We start from the raw sequence: 17,774 nt of genomic DNA on the forward strand, positions 1-17,774 counted from the left end.
CCGTATTGACGACACGACCGCCGGATGGGAGTACTCCCCTTCGAGGTAACACTCTATACGGCCGCATGGAGCGCTCCCGACCGCGCGGGCGGATCCCCAGCTGGCCCGGTCGGCGGCGGACGCGCGCTACTCGAGGAAGAGCAGCGCGATCCCGGCGACGGCCGCGAGCACGCCGATGCCGATGAGCACGAGCCCGGTCACGCGGAGCGCGCGGCCGTCGAGCTCGGGGGCGTGCGTGCGGACCCGCCACGGCGCGCGCGGCGCGAACCAGACGCGCACGTCGGATCCGACCGCCAGGTCGCGGGTCTCCGGGGTGTCAGCCGGCGCCTCGTGCACGTCGCCGTCGCCGTCGAACCAGCGGAGGACGCGCGCCGCCCGGCCGTCGTCGTCGGCGGGTGCGTCCGCGACGAGGCCCTCGGTCGCCGTCCAGCGTCGGCCGAGGACCCGCACCGAGATGCCGGCGACGTAGAGCAGGACGCCGGGGACGAGCGCGATCCACGTGAGGAACTCGATGATGAGCGACGCCGCGGCGAGACCGTCCATGCCGTCCACCCGTCCGCTCGTCGAGCCCGAACGGGCCTAGAGGTCGATGCTATCGCCGGGCTCGAGGGCGTGGAACTCGCCGCCGCCCTGCTCGGTCGCCCACTGCAGGCGACCGTTCGAGATGGACTTGCCCGCGGTCGAGAGCACCATCTCGTGGGTGGGGAACGCGCGTCGCGGCTTGACGGCGAGCACGTAGTCGATGGACTCGCTGATCTTCATCCACGGCGCGCCCGCGGGAGCGGCGAGCAGGTCGACCTCGACGCCCTCCGGGACGACGAACGAGTCGCCCGCGTAGTAGAGCGTGTCGTTCACGAGGACGCCGAGGTTGTCGATCACGGGGATGGACTCGTGGATCACCGCGTGCGTGCCGCCGAAGAAGCGCAGCGTGAAGGCGCCCGCCTCGATCACGTCGCCCGCGTGCACGACCGTGACGTCGAAGTCGGTCGCGGCGGCGGCGACGCCCTCGGGTGCGTAGATGGGGACGCCCTCGTTCTTGTCGAGGATCCGCTTGAGCTGCTCCGGGGTCCAGTGGTCCGCGTGCTCGTGGGTGATGACGATGGCGTCGGCGTTCATCGCCTCCGTGATGGGGGTGGTGAAGGAGCCCGGGTCGATGAAGAGCTTGCGCCCCGAGAGTTCCAGGACCAGGGCGGCGTGCTCGAGCTTCGTCAATCGCATGAGAGGAGCCAACACCGTCCGGGCGGGCAGGGCAAACCGGCGCGCGGGGGCGTCTGCTGGCGCCGGTCGGGGGCGCGCGACCGGCCGTGGAGCGGCTCCGGATCGGGCGGATCCGGCCCGGTCGGGGCTCGATTTGGTCGGGCTGTGCGCGCTGTGGCATACTCGACGAGTTGCAAAAACGGCCCCATCGTTTAGCGGCCTAGGACACCGCCCTCTCACGGCGGTAACACCGGTTCGAATCCGGTTGGGGTCACCACCGCATCATCCAGCCCGGCTCCTCCTCACGGAGGCGCCGGGCTTTCTCCTTGTGTCCGGCAGGGCATCCGCCAGGGGATCCGGCTCGGGGCGTCTCCCGCGGCCTGTACCGTCGAGGGGTGAGTGTGCACCTGGTCGGAGGCGGCCTGTCGGATGACGACACCCCCCTCCTCGCGCGGTTCCTGTCCGAGGCGACGACGAGGGCGACCGATGCCGCCCGGCTGGAGCCGGCGCGCATCGCCGTGGTCCTCGTCCACGACGGTCTCGGCGCCGAGTGGTTCGACCAGTACGCCGCCGCGCTCCGGGCCGCGGGCGCGTGCGAGCCGGTCGCCGTGCTGGCGCCCGAGGGCGGATCCATCGAGGTCGCGCAGCTGCAGGACGTCGACGGCATCGTCGTCGGCGGGGGCCTGACCCCCGCGTACCGCCAGGCGCTCGAGCCGGTCTTCGGCGAGATCCGCCGCCAGGTCACCGCCGGGGTCTCGTACCTCGGCTTCTCCGCGGGCGCCGCGGTCGCCGCCGAGACCGCCATCGTCGGCGGCTGGCGCATCGGCGACGTCGAGGTCGTGCAGGAGTCCGCGAGCGAGGACCTCGACGAGGTCACCGTGGAGCAGGGCATCGGCCTCATCGACGTCGCGGTCGACGTGCACGCCGCCCAGTGGGGCACCCTCACGCGGCTCATCGCCGCCACCGAGGCCGGGCTCGTCGAGGGCGGCGTCGCCATCGACGAGGGCACCGTGCTCATCGTGGGCGAGGGCCAGCTGGTCGTCGAGGGGCGCGGCAGCGTCTGGTCGGTCATCGGCTCGGAGACGGGCGTCACCGTCAGCTCCGCCGGCGCGTCCTGATCCGCCGCCCGTGGCGCTGACCCTGCCGGAGCTCGTCGAGCGCGGCCTCATGGACGCCGGCTGGGCGGAGGTGCTCGCGCCCGTCGCCGACGACATAGCGCGCATGGGGGAGTGGCTGCGCGCCGAGGTCGCCGCCGGCCGCCCCTACCTCCCCGCGGGCGACCGCGTGCTGCGGGCGTTCCAGCAGCCGCTCGCCGACGTGCGCGTGCTCATCGTCGGGCAGGATCCGTACCCCACGCCCGGCCACCCCGTCGGCCTCTCCTTCTCAGTCGAGCCCGACGTGCGGCCCGTGCCGCGGAGCCTCGTCAACATCCACCGGGAGCTGCGCGACGACCTCGGGATCCCGACCCCCGCGCACGGCGACCTCACCGCGTGGACCCGCAGCGGCGTGCTGCTGCTCAACCGCGTGCTCACCGTGCGGCCGGGCGCGCCCGCGTCGCACCGCGGCAAGGGCTGGGAGGCCGTGACCGAGTGCGCGATCCGCGGCCTGGCGGCGCGCGGCGGCCCCCTCGTCGCGATCCTGTGGGGCAAGGACGCGGGATCGCTCGCGCCGCTGCTCGCCCCCGTGCCGTCGATCACCTCCGTGCACCCGAGCCCGCTGTCGGCGTCGCGCGGGTTCTTCGGCTCGAAGCCGTTCAGCCGGGCCGACGCGCTCCTCGCCGAGCAGGGCGCGGACCCGGTCGACTGGCGGCTCTGAGACCGCATCGCGGGTTCCGGTCGAGCGCGCCGCGGTCCCCGTAGGATCGCGGCATGCTCGAGGAGGAATACCAGCGGCGGCGCCGCCTGCCCGCCCACCTCCGGAAGCCCGCGCCGCCGCTGCCCGTCTTCTCCTACGAGATCCGGCCGGCCACGACCTCCGACCTCCCGGACATCCGCGAGGTCTACAACCACTACGTGATGAACAGCACCGTCACCTTCGACGAGACGCGCATGACGCTCGCCAGGTGGCGCGGCCGGTTCGGCCAGCTCGAGCGGATGGGGATGCCGTTCCTCGTCGCCGTCTCGCCGTCGGGGCAGGTGCTCGGCTACGCGCTCGTCGAGCCCGTCGGAAACCGGCGGTCGTCGCGGACGACCGTGGAGGACTCGATCTACCTGGGCGCGGCGTCCACGGGCAAGGGCCTCGGCCGCGCGCTGCTGGAGGCGCTCGTCGACGCGTGCCGCGAGGCCGGGATCCGCGAGGTCATCGCGGTCATCGCCGACCAGGGGGCCGACGCGTCGATCCGGCTGCACGCGTCGCTCGGCTTCACGGAGAGCGGGCGCATGGGGCGCGTCGGCTGGAAGTTCGGGCGCTGGCTCGGCACCGTCACGATGCAACTGACGCTCAAGCCGACGGAGCGGCCGGGCCTGTGGGCGCGGACCATGCGGCGAGCGATGCCTGCCGCTGCCGCTCCCCGTCCCACCACGCCCGCTCCCGCTCCCGCCGCTCCTCCTTCGCGGTGAGCGGCCGAGGCGCGACCGTCTCCACGCGGTGACGGCGCGCCCACCAGCCGGTGAGGAGCGCCGATCCGAGCACGACGACCATCGGCAGCAGCATGAACGGGCCGCCGGATCCGGCGCTGCGGTCGAGGCTCTCCGACATCTGGCCGAGGAGCGCCGTGGGGAGGAACAGCAGCGTGTTGTTGAGCGCGTGGATGAGGACAGGCGCCTCGAGGCCGCCGGTCATCCGCGCCGAGATGGTCGCCGAGATGCCGAACACGAAGTAGTAGGCGATGAGCCACGGGTCCTCGGCGAGGTGGGCGAGGGCGAAGAGGGAGCTGGAGACGAGCGCTCCGACGACGAGGGCGACGCGCGTGTCGCGGAACCAGGATCCGACGGAGCGCTGCACGAGGCCGCGGAAGCCGTACTCCTCCCCAGCGGACTGCAGCGGGGTCGTGAGCAGGATGATGACGAGGAACGCGATCACCTCGCCGTCGACGCGGATCTCGCCCGAGGGGTCGAGCGCGAACGTGACGCCGATGTAGACGAGGAACACGGGCACCATCACGAGCGCGACGCGGCCCAGCCAGCGCCAGCGGAACCGGCCCGCGATGGACGACATCGCGCCCATCCGCACGCCGAAGAGCCAGCGCTGCAGGAGCATCGAGACGGGGATCAGCGCGGCGAGCGACAGGTTCGTGGCGAGCATGATCACGGGCGTCATCGTCTCGAGCGACGACTCGTCCGTCGGGTCGAGGCGGCCGGTGAGGAACTCGATGCCGAAGCCGACGAGCCCGAAGACGAGGGACAGGACGAAGAACGCGACGACGCCGAGCACGAGCGCGAGGATCCCGCGCCAGGGGCCGCCCGTGTCGCGGAGGCCGTGGTGGTACGGGACGGGCGGGCGCTCGGGCAGCGGCGGGAGCTCGGGCGGGAACGTGCCGGGCATGCCCGCCGCCGGGGGAGCGGCGAGGTCGACGGGTGGCGCGACGGGCGGGGCGACCGGCGGCCACGGGTTCGCGGCGGGATCGGGCGTGGTCGGCTCCTGTGCGCTCATGCCGCCACGGTACGCGGGGCGGTGGCGTGCGCGGATCCCCCCGAGGGCGGAGGGCGCGCGGCGGACGGCGGAGGACGCCCGGGCGAGGCCGTCCGTCCGCGTACGGTGGACGCGACGAGAGGCGCACCCATGCAGCAGGACCAGCACGACGACCAGGGGCCCGACGCGGCCCGCGACGCCGACTTCGCGGAGAAGCGGCACGAGCAGCTGACGACGGCGCCGAAGGCCGTGGAGTCGGATGCGGCACCGCGCATCGACGTGACCGAGGAGGAGGGCGGCGTGACGCGCATCGACGTCGCGGAGACCGCATCGGTGCGGCCCGGGAAGACGACGCCCGCGCGCGAGTCGTGAGCGGCGCGCCGCTCGTGAGCGACGCGCGGGCCGGCGGCGCGGCGGCCCCGCGCGACGTGCTCGTGCTCGGCGGCACCGCGTGGATCGGCCGGCTCGTCGCGGAACGGCTGGCGGCGCGCGGCGACCGGGTGACGTGCCTCGCGCGCGGCACCGGCGGATCCGCGCCCGACCTCACGCGGTTCGTCGCGTCCGACCGCGACCGGCCCGACGCGTACGCGGCCGTCGCCGGCGCCGACTGGGACGAGGTCGTCGACCTCACCTCCTCCGCGGAGCACGCGCGCTCCGCGGTGGCCGCGCTGCGCGAGCGCGCCCGGCACTGGACGTTCGTCAGCACGGTGTCCGTGTACGCGTCGTTCGCGCATGCGGGTGACGACGAGACGGCAGCGCTCCTGGAGCCGATCGACCTGACGGACTACGGGCAGGCGAAGGTCGCGGCCGAGCGCGCGGTGACCGCGGCGCTCGCCGGACGGCGCATGATCGTGCGCCCCGGCCTCATCACCGGACCGGGCGACGACAGCGACCGGTTCGGCTACTGGCCGGCCCGCTTCGCGCTCGCGGGCGACGGACCCGTGCTCGTGCCGGACGCGATCGGCCGTCTTTCCCAGGTGATCGACGCGCGCGACCTCGCCGACCTGATCGTCGATGTCGGCGTGCGCGGGCTCGACGGCGTGGTCGACGCGGTGGGGGAGAGCGTGCCGCTGGCGGACGTGCTCGACCTCGCGGCGGAGGCGGCGGGATCGACGGGCGATCGGGTGGTCGCGACCGACGCGCGGCTGGCGGACGCCGACGTGCGGCACTGGTCGGGCCCGCGCTCGCTGCCGCTCTGGCTGCCGGACGCAGCGGCCGGGATGCTGGCTCGGAGCGACGCGGGGATCCGCGCGCTCGGAGCCACGCGCCGCGCGCTCGCCGAGACGATGCGGGACGTGCTCGCCGACGAGCGGGAGCGCGGGATCGACAGGGCCCGTGAAGCCGGCCTCACGCGCGACGAGGAGCTCGAGGTCCTGGCGACGCTCGGCTGACCCGGCCGCACGCACGAGCGCCGCGCACCGTCCGAGGACGGGTGCGCGGCGCTCGTGGTGAGGCGGGTGGATCAGCGGATCGCGGCCCGCAGCTCGGCGGCGGCCGCGGCCGGGTCGTCGGCCGAGTAGATCGCGCCGCCCGCGACGGCGACCACGGCGCCCGCGTCCTGCACGTCGCCGATGGTGCCGGGCTTCACGCCGCCCGCGACGGAGAACGCGACGCCGGAGGCCTTGCCTGCCTCGAGCAGGTCGCCGAACGTGTAGCCGTCCTCCGCCTGCTCGTCGAGGCCCGCGTGCATCTCCACGAACTCGGCACCGAGCTCGGTGACCTCCTTCGCGCGCTTCGCCTTGTCGGGGACGCCGATGAGGTCGACGACGATGCCCTTGCCGTGCTTCTTCGCGGCCTTGACGGCGCCCGCGATGGTGCTGTCGCCCGCGACGCCGAGGACCGTGACGAGGTCAGCGCCCGCGGAGAACGCGATGTCGGCCTCGAGCTCGCCGGCGTCCATCGTCTTGAGGTCGGCGAAGACGATCTTGTCGGGGTGCGCCTCCTTGATCGCGGTGATCGCGGAGAGGCCCTCGGCCTTGATGAGCGGGGTGCCCAGCTCGATGATGTCGACGTGCGGCGCGGCCTTGCCGGCCAGCTCGAGAGCGTCCTTCGTCGTGAGCACGTCCATGGCTACCTGGAGCTTCATGCGGTTCCTCTTCCTGTCGTGATGCGTTCGGTGGTGGGGATCGAGCGACCGTCGGTCACTCGAGGTTGGCGTGACGCGGCCACAGCTCGTCGGCCGAGAGGCCGGACGCCTGCCACAGCGCGTGGAACACGGCGTCGCCGACCAGCGCGACGGAGAGCTCGAAGAGCCCGCCCGCGTACTGCGCCGAGACCGTGCCGCCGTGGTCCTGCTTGGCGGCCGCGGGGATCAGCACGGTCACGTCCGCGAGGTCGGCGAGCGGCGAGTCGTCGGCCGTCGTGAGCGCGACGATGCGGGCGCCCACGTCGTGCGCGGTCTGCGCGGCGCTGACGATGCCCGCCGTGGTGCCGGATCCGCTCGCGACCAGGAGGACGTCGCCTTCCTCGATCGCGGGCGACGTGGCCTCGCCGACGACGTGCGCGTCGAGCCCCAGGTGCATGAACCGCATGGCGGTCATGCGGAGCGCGAGGCCGGAGCGGCCGGCGCCGAGGGCGAAGACGCGGCGGCCGTCGCGGATCACGCGGGCGGCCTCGTCGAGGCGCGTCGCGAGGTCCGGGTCGGTGAGGGCGCGGGCTACACGGGCGTTCTCGTCGGAGATGAGCGTGATCGCGGCGGCCACGTCGACGGGGGCGTCGCCGGTCGGGCGGGGGTGCGTCGAATCGGTCACGTGTCGAGGGTGCTCCTCGCGGCCCGTCCGTGACGCCCACCCGACGGGTGGATCCGCCTACCCGTCCGAGCAGGTCGCCGTCGCGCGGGCGGCGGATCGGGTGGGCGTACGGTGGCGGGATGCCGTCCCGGACCCACCCCGCCGATCCCGCCGCCCGTCCCGCCGCCGCGTCCGCCGACGCCGTCGCGCTGCTCGACGGCCTGCACGACGCGCTCGCCGCCCCGCTGCAGGAGGTCGCGGAGGCGCTGTCCGCCCTGCTGCGACCGGTGGTCGCGCATCGCGCCCTCGTGATCTTCACGGAGGACTGCACGGGCCGCCCGCGCAAGAAGGCGGGCGAGGCGGAGGTCGTGGAGAACGTGACGATCGCCGAGCTCGACCGGATCCTCGCGAGCCTGGCCGACGGGTCCGGCGACGCGGCCGACGACGTCGGCTCCGTCTGGGCCGTCGAGCACCCCGTCGGCGGCCGTCCTCGCACGGTCGCCGCCTGGCGCGCCGACACGGGCGCGCTCCTCGTGCTCGTGGATCCCGTCGCCGCGCACGACGACGTGCCCGCCGCCCGCGAGCTGGTGCGCGCGCTGTGGCGCAGCGTCGCCCACGGGATCCGGCAGCAGGTCGCCGCGGCGCCGCCCGCCTACCTCGCCGAGGCGCGCGCCGTCTCGTCGGAGCGCGCCCGGATCGTGTCCGAGCTGGGCGACGCGCACGCCACCACGCTCGAGTCGCTGCTCGCGGTGCTCCGCTCCTCCCGCACGGGCGACGCGGCCGCCCGCCAGACCGCGGCCGACCTCGCGACCAACGCCATGGTCGAGCTGCGCGCCGCGAGCGACCGCGACCGCTCGCTGGGCGAGGAGCCCGTCGCGCGCGCCTTCGCGCGGCTCCGCGACGACCTGCGGCCGCTCGTCCGCTTCCGCGACCTCGACGTGCAGTTCGTCGAGCCGCCCGTGGACGGCCGCGCGCTCCCGGGCGAGGTCGCGCACGCGGGACGGGCCATCGTGCGCGGCGCCGTGCTCGCGCTCGTGGAGCAGCCGGACGTGACGCGCGTGCGGATCCAGTGGGACTGCGACGGCAGCAACCTCCTCGTCGGGATCCGCGACGACGGCGCGGGGGCCACCACCGCCGACCTCGACGCGCTCCGCCGCCTCACCGACCGCGTCGCCGCGCTCGACGGCGCGCTCGACGTGACGGCGACGCCCGGCTGGGGATCCGAGATCGCCGTGCGCCTGCCGCTCGACGCTCCCGCCGCCGGCCTCGACGCCGCGGGAGAGGCCGGGCTCAGCGCGCGCGAGCGGGAGGTGCTCGCGCTCGTGGCCGGCGGATCCCGCAACCGCGCCATCGCGACGACCCTCGGGATCAGCGAGAACACCGTGAAGTTCCACGTCGCGAACCTGCTGCGGAAGATGGGCGCCTCGACGCGCGCCGAGCTCGCGGGGCTCGTGCGGGGCTGAGGCGGCACGAGCCGACGGTGGCGGCGCCCGCGACGGCGATGGGCGCTCGCAGCGGATCCCGGAGTTAACCGTACGGAAACCTCAGCTCCGTAAGGTATTGAGCACCGCCGCCCGCCCGAACGAGGATGTCCCGCATGCGCTCAGCTCCCACCCGAAACCCGTCCGGAGCCGCCCGCTCCGGCGCCCTCGCCCTCGCGGCGGGACTCTCCGCCACCGCGGTCCTCGGCCTCGGCGCCGCGCCCGCGTCGGCCGCCGAGGGCGACGTCGCCATCGACGTGTACTCGATCAACGACTTCCACGGCCGCCTGGAGACCACGTCGTCCACCGCGGGTGCCGCGGTGATCTCCGGCGCCTTCCAGCAGGCGAAGGCCGAGAACCCGAACAGCACGCTCATCAGCGCGGGCGACAACATCGGCGCCTCGACCTTCACGTCGCTGTCCCAGCAGGACGAGCCCACCATCGACGCGCTGAACGCCATGGGCGTCTCCGTCTCCACGCTCGGCAACCACGAGTTCGACCAGGGCCGCGACGACGTCGACGGCCGCGTCGTCCCCGCATCCGACTTCCCGTACATCTCGGCGAACCTCTACGAGAAGGGCACGACGGAGCACGCGTACGCGGCGTACGACGTGCAGGACATCGACGGCGTGCGCGTCGCGTTCGTCGGCGCGACGACCGAGGCGCTGCCCGAGCTCGTGAGCCCGGCCGGGATCGCATCGCTCGACGTCGGCAGCGTCGTCGACGCCTCCACCGCGACCGCCCGCGCGCTCCGCGACGGCGACGACGCGAACGGCGAGGCCGACGTGGTCGTGCTCGTCGTGCACGAGGGCGCGTCCACCTCCGACGAGTCCTCCCTCACCGACGACTCGGTCTTCGGCCGCATCGTCACGGGCGTGCAGCAGGACGTCGACGCCGTGATCTCCGGCCACACCCACCTCGGCTACGACTACGAGCTGCCCGTCGCGGGCAAGGCCCTGCCGCTGCCCGTGCTGCAGACCGGCAGCTACGGCACGAACCTCGGGCACCTGTCGCTCACGGTGGATCCCGCCACCAAGGCGCTCACGTCCATCAGCTCCGAGCTCGTCCCGCTCCTCACGGCCGAGGGGAAGCCGGCGTTCCCGGCGGATCCCGCGGTGCAGCGGATCGTGGACGACGCGGTCGCGAAGGCCGAGGTCATCGGCAGCCGCACGGTCGGCGAGATCACGGGCGACATCACGCGCGCCCGCCAGGCGGACGGCTCCGAGAACCGCGGCGGCGAGTCCACGATCGGCAACCTCGTCGCCGACGCGCAGCTCTGGGCCACGCAGGCGGACCTCGGCACCGAGATCGCCTTCATGAACCCCGGCGGCATCCGCCAGGACCTGAACGTCGCGTCGTCGGGCGCCGGCGACGCGGAGGGCGAGGTGACCTACAAGGAGGCCGCCATCGTGCAGCCGTTCGCCAACACGCTCACGAGGGCGAAGATCACGGGCGCGGGTATCAAGGCCGTGCTCGAGCAGCAGTGGCAGCCCGAGGGATCCTCGCGGCCGTTCCTCAAGCTCGGCCTCTCGCGCGACCTCACCTACACGTACGACCCGACGGCCGCGCGCGGCGAGCGGATCACGGGCGTGTTCTTCCGAGGCGAGCCGGTGGATCCCGCGCGCGTCTTCACGATGGTCGCGAACAGCTTCCTCGCCGAGGGCGGCGACAACTTCACAGAGCTCGCGAACACGACCGAGCAGAGCGACTCCGGCCGCATCGACCTCACCGCCTTCGTCGACTACATCACCGAGTTCTCGCCCGTCGAGCCCGACTCGGCGACGCGCTCGATCGGCATCGTCGACACCACGGGCGCCGCTCCTCGCGCCGGGCAGGAGCGCTCCTACGAGCTCTCCTCGCTCCTCGTCTCGAACGCGCCCGTGCAGGACACCGAGGTGGTGACGCTCATCGACGGCGAGGAGGTGGCGCGCACGCCGATCGACGCCGCCGTGGTCGACACGACCGACGAGCAGGGGCGCGCGAGCGTCCGGTTCACGGTGCCGGCCGGCCTCACGGCGGGCCCGCACCAGCTCGCGTTCCTGCTGCCGAGCACGGGCGCCTCGGTGCTCTACGCGCTCGACACGTCGGCCGGATCCGTCGTCCCGTCCGGCACGGGCACGGTGCCCGCGCCGAGCTCGGAGCCCACGCTCGCGGCGACCGGATCCGAGTCCGGACCCGTGCTCGGGACCTCGCTCGCGGCGCTGGTCCTCGGCCTCGCGCTCGTCGCGTTCCGCCGCCGGATGTCGGCGGCCGCGCGCCGCTAGTCCTCGGCGACCCGCGCGGGCGGGGCGGGTGCCGGGCGACCGGCGCCCGCCCCGTCCGCGCATCCGCGGTCGGCCGGTCGGCCCGCCCCGACCCCGGCCTACGCTGGACCGGTGTTCGAACTCCACCACCTCACCGCTCAGGACCAGTGGGACCAGCTCCAGCGCGGCGAGGTCACCCCGACCGAGCTCGTGACCCACTACCTCGAGCGCATCGAGCGGCTGGACCCGGGCCTCGGCGCGTTCACGACCGTCACCGCCGACCGTGCCCTGGAGCGCGCCCGGCACGTCGAGCGCGAGGTGCCGCGCACCGCGCCGCTCTGGGGCCTGCCGTTCGGCGACAAGGACCTCTCCGAGCGCGCCGGCGTCCGCACCACCTTCGGCTCCCGCCTCTTCCGCGACCACGTGTCCGACCGCACCGACCCGATCCCGCAGGCGCTCGACGACGCGGGCGGCATCAGCCTGGGCAAGACGAGCGCGCCCGAGTTCGGCCTGCCGTCGTACACGGAGAGCCTCGTCGGCCCGCCCGCGCGCACGCCCTGGGACACCACGCGCGGTGCCGGTGGATCCAGCGGGGGAGCGGCCGTCGCGGTCGCGGCGGGCCTCCTGCCGTTCGCGCCGGGATCCGACGGCGGCGGCTCGGTGCGCATCCCCGCGGCGGCCACCGGCCTCGTCGGCCTCAAGCCGTCGCGCGGCCTCGTGCCCGCGGGATCCGGCCAGGAGTCGCTCGCGGGCCTCGTGGTCCCCGGCCCGCTCGCGCGCAGCGTCGCGGACGCGGCCATGCTGCTCGACGCGATGATCGGCCGGGTCAACGGCCGCATCCCGCACCCCTTCACCCTGCGCGCGCCCGAGGACCCGGACGGCGACCTGCTGGGCGCGGCCGTCCGCGGCGAGGGCCGCTTCCAGATCGGCGTGATGACCACCACGCCGTGGGACGACGCCTACGAGATCGTGCGCGACCCCTCCGCCGACGACGCCCTCGCGCTCGCCGTGCGCGAGCTCGCGACCATGGGCCACGGCCTGGAGGACCTCGCGCTGCGGCCGGATCCCACCTACGCGCCCGCGTTCCGCACCATCTGGCAGGCCGGTGCCGCGGGGATCCCGGCCGAGGGCGACCAGCTCGACCTCCTCGAGCCGCTCACGCGCTGGCTCGTGGAGCGCGGCCGGACCCTCACGGCGCGCGACCTCGCCCGCGCGCTCGCGCAGCTCGCCGCCTACGAGCGCAGCGTGATCGCGCAGTTCGCCCACGTGGACGCCGTGCTCACCCCCGCGCTCGCGCAGGAGCCGCGGCCGATCGGCTGGTACGACGCCGAGGACGGCGAGCGGAACTTCGCGCAGCAGGTGCGGTACACGCCGTACACGTCGTTCGCCAACGTGACGGGCCTGCCCGCGATCACGCTGCCCGTGCACCTCACGGACGACGGCCTGCCCATGGGCGTGCAGCTCATCGGCAAGCCGGGCGGGGAGGCGACGCTGCTCGCGATCGGCCGGCAGCTCGAGCGGCGCCTGCGCTGGCAGCGGCGGCACCCGCCGCAGTGGTGAGGCGGCGGGTCAGCCCAGCCCGCTGATCCCCTTGACGATCGCCGACACCGCGCCGCCGAACGCCAGCACCACGACGGCCGCGCGGGCGGCGCGCGTCGGGATCCGGGGGCCGAGGAGCGTGCCCGCCCCGATCCCCGCGAGCATCGTCACGATGATGCCCACCCACGCCGCCGTCCCCAGGTGCGGCCAGCGCTCCGGCGCGATGAGGAGCTTCGTGAGGAGGGACGAGGCCCCGACCGTGACGAAGAACGGCTGCAGCGTCGCCGCGAACGCCCGCTGCTCCCAGCGGCTCACGACCGCGTAGACGCTGAGGCTCGGCCCGCCGATGCCGGCCGCCGCGTTCATGACGCCCGACGCGAAGCCGAAGCCCGCCATGACGCCCGGCCCGTCGATCGGGCGCGCGGTCCGCCGGAGCGCGAGCGAGGTGGTGAGGGCGGCGATGAGCAGCAGGCCGATCCCGATCTCGAGGGCCTCGTCCGGCAGCAGGTAGGCGAGGAGGGCGCCGGGCACGATCCCCACGAGCGCGGGGATCGCGAGGAAGAGGTAGCGTCGCCACTCCACGTCGCGTCGGACACCCGCCAGGATGATCGCCGCGGACAGCGCGCCGCAGAGGTTCACGATGAGGACGCCGTCGAAGGGGCCGAGGAGGATCACGAGCACGGGTGAGACGACGAGCGCGAAGCCGAGGCCGGTGACGCGCTGGGCCACGGCGCCCACGAACACGGCGGCGAGGACGAGGGCGGACACGATGACATCCTCCCGTGGATCCCGGTCTAGTTCCGCCGCCCGCCCTCGACCGCTGAGGTAAGGCATGCCATACTTAGGCTGTGCTTACCTCCACCGCGACCCTCGCCGCCGGCACCGCTCCCGTCGAGGACACGGTCGAGGAGCAACCCGCGGTCGAGCGCCCCGCCTACCGGCCGTTCGCGGCCCGGGTCGCGCGCACCGAGCGCGTCAGCCCGACGTTCCTGCGGATCACGTTCCAGAGCGACGACCTCCGCGACTTCGGCGACGAGTGCCTCGACCAGCGCATCAAGCTGCTGCTGCCCGTCGCCGAGCACGGCCTGCCCGACCTCACCGGCGTCGGGGGCGACGACTGGTTCGCCTGGTGGCGCGCGCTGCCCGACGCCGAGCGCAACCCGCTCCGCACCTACACGTCCCGCGCGGTCCGCCGCGAGCTCGGCGAGGTCGACGTCGACTTCGCGCTGCACGGCGACATGGGCCCCGCCTCCCGCTGGGCCGGAGCCGCGCAGCCCGGCGACGAGATGGTCATCATCGGCCCCGACGCCCTCAGCCCCGCCCGCGGCCTCGGCATCGAGTGGCACCCGGGCGCCGCCCGCTCCCTGCTCCTCGCGGGTGACGAGACGGCCGCGCCCGCCATCTGCAACATCCTCTCCTCCCTGCCCGACGACGCCGTGGGCTGCGCCTTCATCGAGGTCCCCGTCACGGGCGACCGCCTCGACGTGCGCGTGCCGAAGGGCGTGAACCTCACCTGGCTGCCGCGCGACGGCCGCCCGAACGGATCCCGCCTCGAGGAGGCCGTGCGCCGCTGGGTCGACTGCCACGTGAAGGTCGGCGCCATCGCCACCCCCGAGGTCGCGCTCGCCGACGAGGTCCAGCCGCTCGCCGAGGACGACGCCGAGGGCATCGTCTGGGACGCGCCGGTCGTCCACGAGGGCTCCACGCTCTACGCCTGGCTCGCGGGCGAGTCCGGCTGCATCAAGGCCATGCGCCGCTTCCTCGTGCGCGACACCGGGATCGACCGCCGCCAGGTCGCCTTCATGGGCTACTGGCGTCGCGGCGCGGCCGAGGGATCCTGACGATGGCCGGATCCACCCGCACGCGCGCCGCGAAGGGCACGAAGCGCCAGGTGCTGCTCGTCACCGACGAGACCGGCCTCGCCGAGACGCAGGTCGCGCTCGCCGCGCTTCCGCTGTGCACGCGCGGCAGCGTGTTCGTCGAGGTGCCGGACGCGTCCGTCGAGGTGGATCTCGCGCACCCGCCGCGCATGGTCGTCACCGTCATCGCGCGCGAGGGCCGCGGGGCTGACGGCGCGCCCGCCGAGCCGATGACCGCGGTCGCCCGGGCCGTCGGCGCGTGGGCCAGCGAGATGATGGTCTTCTCCGCGCCGATCTCCGACGAGCACCCGGTCACCGAGGTCAGCGTGCTGCTCGGCGGGCACGTCGGCGGCCACGACGACCTGCTGCACCTGCTCGCGACCCGCTGACGCGGATCCGCCGCGCTCCTGCCGTCGCGGGCGCGCGGCTCAGCGCCGCACGGGCTCGTCGGTGCCGGCCGCGAGCTCCAGCGCCGCCCACAGATCCCGTCCGAGCTGCGGGTCCGCCGCCTGCGCGGTCGTCTTCCCGTCGGGCGTGAGCTGGTCGAAGTACGTGCCGTCCGGCGCGCCCAGGTCGGGCACCGACGCGAGCTGCACGAGCGGCACGGCGCCCGCCTCCGCGGAGATGCCGTAGGCGCCCATGGAGAGCGCGAGCAGCGCCTTCATCACGGTGCTGTCGGATCCGAACGACGTCCGCACGAGCCCCGGGTGGAACGAGCACGCCTCGATGCCGCGCGGGCCGACGCGCTCGGCGAGCGTGCGCATCATCAGGATCATCATCGCCTTCGACGTGCCGTACGCCTGCCAGCCGCCGAGCCAGGGGCGCTTCCGCCAGTCGAGGTCGTCGAGGCGCACGCGGCCCCAGAGGTTGGCGCGGCTCGCGGTGCCGATGACGCGCACCGGGCTCGCGTCGGCGTCGAGCGCGTCCTGCGTCTCCTCGAGGCGCGGGAGGAGCAGGCGCGTGAGGAGGAACGGCGCGAGGACGTTGCGCTGGAAGGTGGTCTCGTGGCCGTCGACCGTCATCGCGCGCCGGGGCACGAGGCTGCCGGCGTTGAGGGCCAGCACGTGGATCCGCGGGCACGTCTCGAGGAGCGTCGCCGCCAGCCCGCGCACCTCGTCGAGCCGGTCCATGTCGGCGATGGCGTGCCGCGCGCCCAGCTCGGCCGCGATGCCGCGCGTGCGCTCGGGATCCCGCCCGACCACGACGACGTCGGCGCCGCGCGCGTGCAGCTCCCGGGCGGCGATGCGGCCGATGCCGGAGCTCGCGCCCGTGATGACGACCGTGCGGCCGTCGAGCGGGCCCGTCACCGGTAGCCGCCCTTCTCGAGGCCGGCCTCGATCTCGAACCGGTTCCGCAGCGGATCCCGTCCCGCCCACCCGTAGAGCAGCGGCATCAGCAGGCCGTACCGGCGCCACTGCGCGACGTGCACGGCCTCGTGCTCCAGCACGTCGGGTCCGGCGTTGTCGCGCGTGAGGTAGACGCGGCCGACGCACGTGCCGCCGCGCCCGAACACCCAGGAGGGAAGTCCCGTGAGCACGATGAGGTCGCCGTGGCGGCGGACCTCGCCCGTGCTGAGCGGCAAGCCGATCGCGAGGCCCACCGCGGTCGCGACGCCGCTGCCGGCGCGCGAGACGGGGGAGTCGAGCAGGACGCCGCGGACGGCACCCGCCGCGGCGCCGATGCCGGCCCGGATCACGCGGTCGGCCGGCCGTACGTCTCGAGCAGGCGCAGCCACACCTCGCTGATCGTGGGGTACGACGGCACCGCGTGCCACAGGCGCGTGAGCGGCACCTCGCCGACGACCGCGATGGTCGCGGAGTGCAGCAGCTCGGCGACGTCGGGGCCGACGAAGGTGACGCCGACGATCACGCCGCGGTCCTCGTCGACGACCATGCGCGCCTGCCCCGCGTAGCCGTCGGCGTGCAGGCTCGAGCCCGCGACGGATCCGAGGTCGTAGTCGACGACGCGCGTGCGGATCCCGGCGTCCTCGGCCGCCTTCGCGGTGAGGCCGACGCTCGCGACCTCGGGGTCGGTGAAGGTGACCTGCGGGACGGCGCGGTGGTCGGCGGTCGCGACGTGCACGCCCCACGGGGAGTCGTCGACGGTGCCGCCGGTCGCGCGCGCGGCGATGACCTCGCCCGCGGCGCGCGCCTGGTACTTGCCCTGGTGGGTGAGGAGCGCGCGGTGGTTGACGTCGCCGACGGCGTACAGCCACGGCGTCTCCGCGTTGACCTCGCCCGTGACGAGCATGGTGTCGTCCACGTCGAGGTAGGCGCCAGCCTCGAGGCCCACGGTGTCGAGGCCCAGGTCCTCGGTGCGCGGGGTGCGGCCGGTGGCGACGAGCAGCTCGGCGGCCGTGACGGAGGATCCGTCGGACAGCTCGACGGTGACCTCGTCGCCGTCGCGCGTCACGCGGGAGGGCGAGGCGCCGAGCCGCACGTCGACGCCCATGCCCGTCAGGCTGTCGCCGACGAGCTCGCCCGCGAAGGGCTCCTGCCCGGTGAGCAGGCCGCTGCGCGCGACGATCGTGACGGCGCTGCCGAGCGACGCGAAGGCGGTGGCCATCTCGGCGGCGACGACGCCGCCGCCGATGACGACGAGGGAGGTCGGCACGACCTCCACGCTGGTGGCCTCGCGGCTGGTCCAGGGCTCGGCCTCGGCGAGGCCGGGGATGTCGGGGAGGAGGGCGGCGGTGCCGGTGGAGACGACGACGGCGTGGGCCGCCTCGTGCTCGGTGACGGATCCGTCGGGCGCGGTGACCGTGACGCGGCGCGGCCCGGAGATGCGCCCATGGCCGCGCGCGAGGTCGATGCCGATGCCCTCGAGCCAGCTCACCTGGCCTTGGTCGTCCCAGGAGCTGGTGAAGGAGTCGCGGCGCTTCAGCACCGCCGCGACGTCGAGGTCGCCCGTGACCGCCTCCTTCGAGCCGGCGACGGCGCGCGCCGCGCGGAGGGCGCTGCCGGAGCGGAGGAGCGCCTTGCTGGGCATGCAGGCCCAGTAGGAGCACTCGCCCCCCACGAGCTCGGACTCGACGACGAGCACGGAGAGCCCGCCCTGCTTCGCGCGGTCGGCGACGTTCTCGCCGACGGGGCCGGCACCGATGACGATGAGGTCGTAGGAGGTCATCGTCCGACCCTACGCCGGGACTCCCGGGCA

At 74.5% G+C, this 17,774-nt stretch carries 19 protein-coding genes and 1 tRNA gene; 11 read left to right on the forward strand and 9 right to left on the reverse strand.

Features of this window, described 5'->3' with window-relative positions; all coding sequences use genetic code 11:
- Positions 1–126: 126 nt before the first annotated feature.
- Entirely contained in the window at positions 127–543 is a 417-nt protein-coding gene (locus tag JOE38_RS00555) for a DUF3592 domain-containing protein (RefSeq protein ID WP_204574402.1), read from the reverse strand.
- Positions 544–579: 36 nt separating this feature from the next.
- The gene (locus tag JOE38_RS00560) at positions 580–1,218 is read right to left on the reverse strand and encodes an MBL fold metallo-hydrolase (protein WP_204574403.1); all 639 of its coding nucleotides are present in this window, start codon (positions 1,216–1,218) and stop codon (positions 580–582) included.
- 180 nt (positions 1,219–1,398) lie between these two features.
- Here JOE38_RS00560 and JOE38_RS00565 point away from each other — a divergent pair.
- From JOE38_RS00565 to JOE38_RS00580, 4 genes are all read left to right on the forward strand, one after another.
- A tRNA-Glu gene (locus JOE38_RS00565) sits at positions 1,399–1,474 on the forward strand.
- A gap of 118 nt (positions 1,475–1,592) precedes the next feature.
- On the forward strand, positions 1,593–2,315 hold the full coding sequence (locus tag JOE38_RS00570) for a Type 1 glutamine amidotransferase-like domain-containing protein (RefSeq protein ID WP_204574404.1): 723 nt from the start codon (positions 1,593–1,595) through the stop codon (positions 2,313–2,315).
- A gap of 10 nt (positions 2,316–2,325) precedes the next feature.
- Positions 2,326–3,012, forward strand: a complete 687-nt coding sequence (locus tag JOE38_RS00575) for a uracil-DNA glycosylase (protein ID WP_012037806.1) — start codon at positions 2,326–2,328, stop codon at positions 3,010–3,012.
- Positions 3,013–3,065: 53 nt separating this feature from the next.
- Positions 3,066–3,755: a GNAT family N-acetyltransferase gene (locus JOE38_RS00580; RefSeq protein WP_204574405.1), complete on the forward strand. Its 690-nt coding sequence runs from the start codon at positions 3,066–3,068 to the stop codon at positions 3,753–3,755.
- On the opposite strand, the gene JOE38_RS00585 is transcribed toward JOE38_RS00580, so the two are convergent.
- Positions 3,637–4,788 carry a CPBP family intramembrane glutamic endopeptidase gene (locus JOE38_RS00585; protein WP_204574406.1) on the reverse strand — a complete coding sequence of 384 codons (1,152 nt, stop codon included), beginning with the start codon at positions 4,786–4,788 and terminating at the stop codon, positions 3,637–3,639. The two genes, JOE38_RS00580 and JOE38_RS00585, sit on opposite strands and share 119 nt — an antisense overlap.
- Before the next feature lie 129 nt (positions 4,789–4,917).
- On the opposite strand from JOE38_RS00585, the gene JOE38_RS00590 reads away from it, so the two are divergent.
- The gene (locus JOE38_RS00590) at positions 4,918–5,139 is read left to right on the forward strand and encodes a hypothetical protein (RefSeq protein WP_204574407.1); all 222 of its coding nucleotides are present in this window, start codon (positions 4,918–4,920) and stop codon (positions 5,137–5,139) included.
- 14 nt (positions 5,140–5,153) lie between these two features.
- Positions 5,154–6,158: an NAD-dependent epimerase/dehydratase family protein gene (locus tag JOE38_RS00595; protein WP_204574408.1), complete on the forward strand. Its 1,005-nt coding sequence runs from the start codon at positions 5,154–5,156 to the stop codon at positions 6,156–6,158.
- A gap of 71 nt (positions 6,159–6,229) precedes the next feature.
- Here the strand turns inward: JOE38_RS00595 and hxlA are convergent, their stop codons facing one another.
- Both hxlA and hxlB read right to left on the reverse strand, forming a co-directional pair.
- Entirely contained in the window at positions 6,230–6,853 is a 624-nt protein-coding gene (gene hxlA, locus JOE38_RS00600) for a 3-hexulose-6-phosphate synthase (RefSeq protein ID WP_012037809.1), read from the reverse strand.
- A gap of 55 nt (positions 6,854–6,908) precedes the next feature.
- Positions 6,909–7,517, reverse strand: coding sequence for a 6-phospho-3-hexuloisomerase (gene hxlB / locus JOE38_RS00605; protein WP_204574409.1), 609 nt, complete (start codon positions 7,515–7,517; stop codon positions 6,909–6,911).
- Between the two features lie 119 nt (positions 7,518–7,636).
- Between hxlB and JOE38_RS15660 the strand changes: the two genes are divergently transcribed.
- The 3 genes from JOE38_RS15660 to JOE38_RS00620 all read left to right on the forward strand — a co-directional run bounded on the left by JOE38_RS15660 (position 7,637) and on the right by JOE38_RS00620 (position 12,780).
- Entirely contained in the window at positions 7,637–8,959 is a 1,323-nt protein-coding gene (locus tag JOE38_RS15660) for a LuxR C-terminal-related transcriptional regulator (RefSeq protein WP_239544716.1), read from the forward strand.
- 134 nt (positions 8,960–9,093) lie between these two features.
- Positions 9,094–11,241, forward strand: a complete 2,148-nt coding sequence (locus JOE38_RS00615) for a bifunctional metallophosphatase/5'-nucleotidase (protein ID WP_204574410.1) — start codon at positions 9,094–9,096, stop codon at positions 11,239–11,241.
- 111 nt (positions 11,242–11,352) lie between these two features.
- Positions 11,353–12,780, forward strand: coding sequence for an amidase (locus JOE38_RS00620; RefSeq protein WP_204574411.1), 1,428 nt, complete (start codon positions 11,353–11,355; stop codon positions 12,778–12,780).
- A gap of 9 nt (positions 12,781–12,789) precedes the next feature.
- On the opposite strand, the gene JOE38_RS00625 is transcribed toward JOE38_RS00620, so the two are convergent.
- Entirely contained in the window at positions 12,790–13,527 is a 738-nt protein-coding gene (locus JOE38_RS00625; protein ID WP_204574412.1) for a sulfite exporter TauE/SafE family protein, read from the reverse strand.
- A gap of 80 nt (positions 13,528–13,607) precedes the next feature.
- On the opposite strand from JOE38_RS00625, the gene JOE38_RS00630 reads away from it, so the two are divergent.
- Both JOE38_RS00630 and JOE38_RS00635 read left to right on the forward strand, forming a co-directional pair.
- Positions 13,608–14,600, forward strand: a complete 993-nt coding sequence (locus JOE38_RS00630) for a siderophore-interacting protein (protein ID WP_204574413.1) — start codon at positions 13,608–13,610, stop codon at positions 14,598–14,600.
- A gap of 2 nt (positions 14,601–14,602) precedes the next feature.
- Entirely contained in the window at positions 14,603–15,007 is a 405-nt protein-coding gene (locus tag JOE38_RS00635; protein WP_204574414.1) for an SIP domain-containing protein, read from the forward strand.
- A 39-nt stretch (positions 15,008–15,046) separates the two neighbouring features.
- Here the strand turns inward: JOE38_RS00635 and JOE38_RS00640 are convergent, their stop codons facing one another.
- Genes JOE38_RS00640 through JOE38_RS00650 form a run of 3 tightly spaced genes read right to left on the reverse strand, consistent with a single transcriptional unit; the run spans position 15,047 to position 17,744 of the window.
- A complete protein-coding gene (locus JOE38_RS00640; RefSeq protein ID WP_204574415.1) occupies positions 15,047–15,925 on the reverse strand; it encodes an SDR family NAD(P)-dependent oxidoreductase in 879 nt (292 codons plus the stop codon).
- Positions 15,922–16,314, reverse strand: coding sequence for a Fe-S oxidoreductase (locus JOE38_RS00645; protein ID WP_204574416.1), 393 nt, complete (start codon positions 16,312–16,314; stop codon positions 15,922–15,924). Before JOE38_RS00645 ends, JOE38_RS00640 begins: the two co-directional genes overlap by 4 nt.
- Complete coding sequence (locus tag JOE38_RS00650) at positions 16,311–17,744, reverse strand: dihydrolipoyl dehydrogenase family protein (protein WP_204574417.1); 1,434 nt, start codon at positions 17,742–17,744, stop codon at positions 16,311–16,313. Before JOE38_RS00650 ends, JOE38_RS00645 begins: the two co-directional genes overlap by 4 nt.
- Between the last annotated feature and the right edge of the window lie 30 nt (positions 17,745–17,774).

Origin of the sequence: Clavibacter michiganensis (assembly GCF_016907085.1) — a bacterium.
Lineage (GTDB): Bacteria > Actinomycetota > Actinomycetes > Actinomycetales > Microbacteriaceae > Clavibacter > Clavibacter michiganensis_O.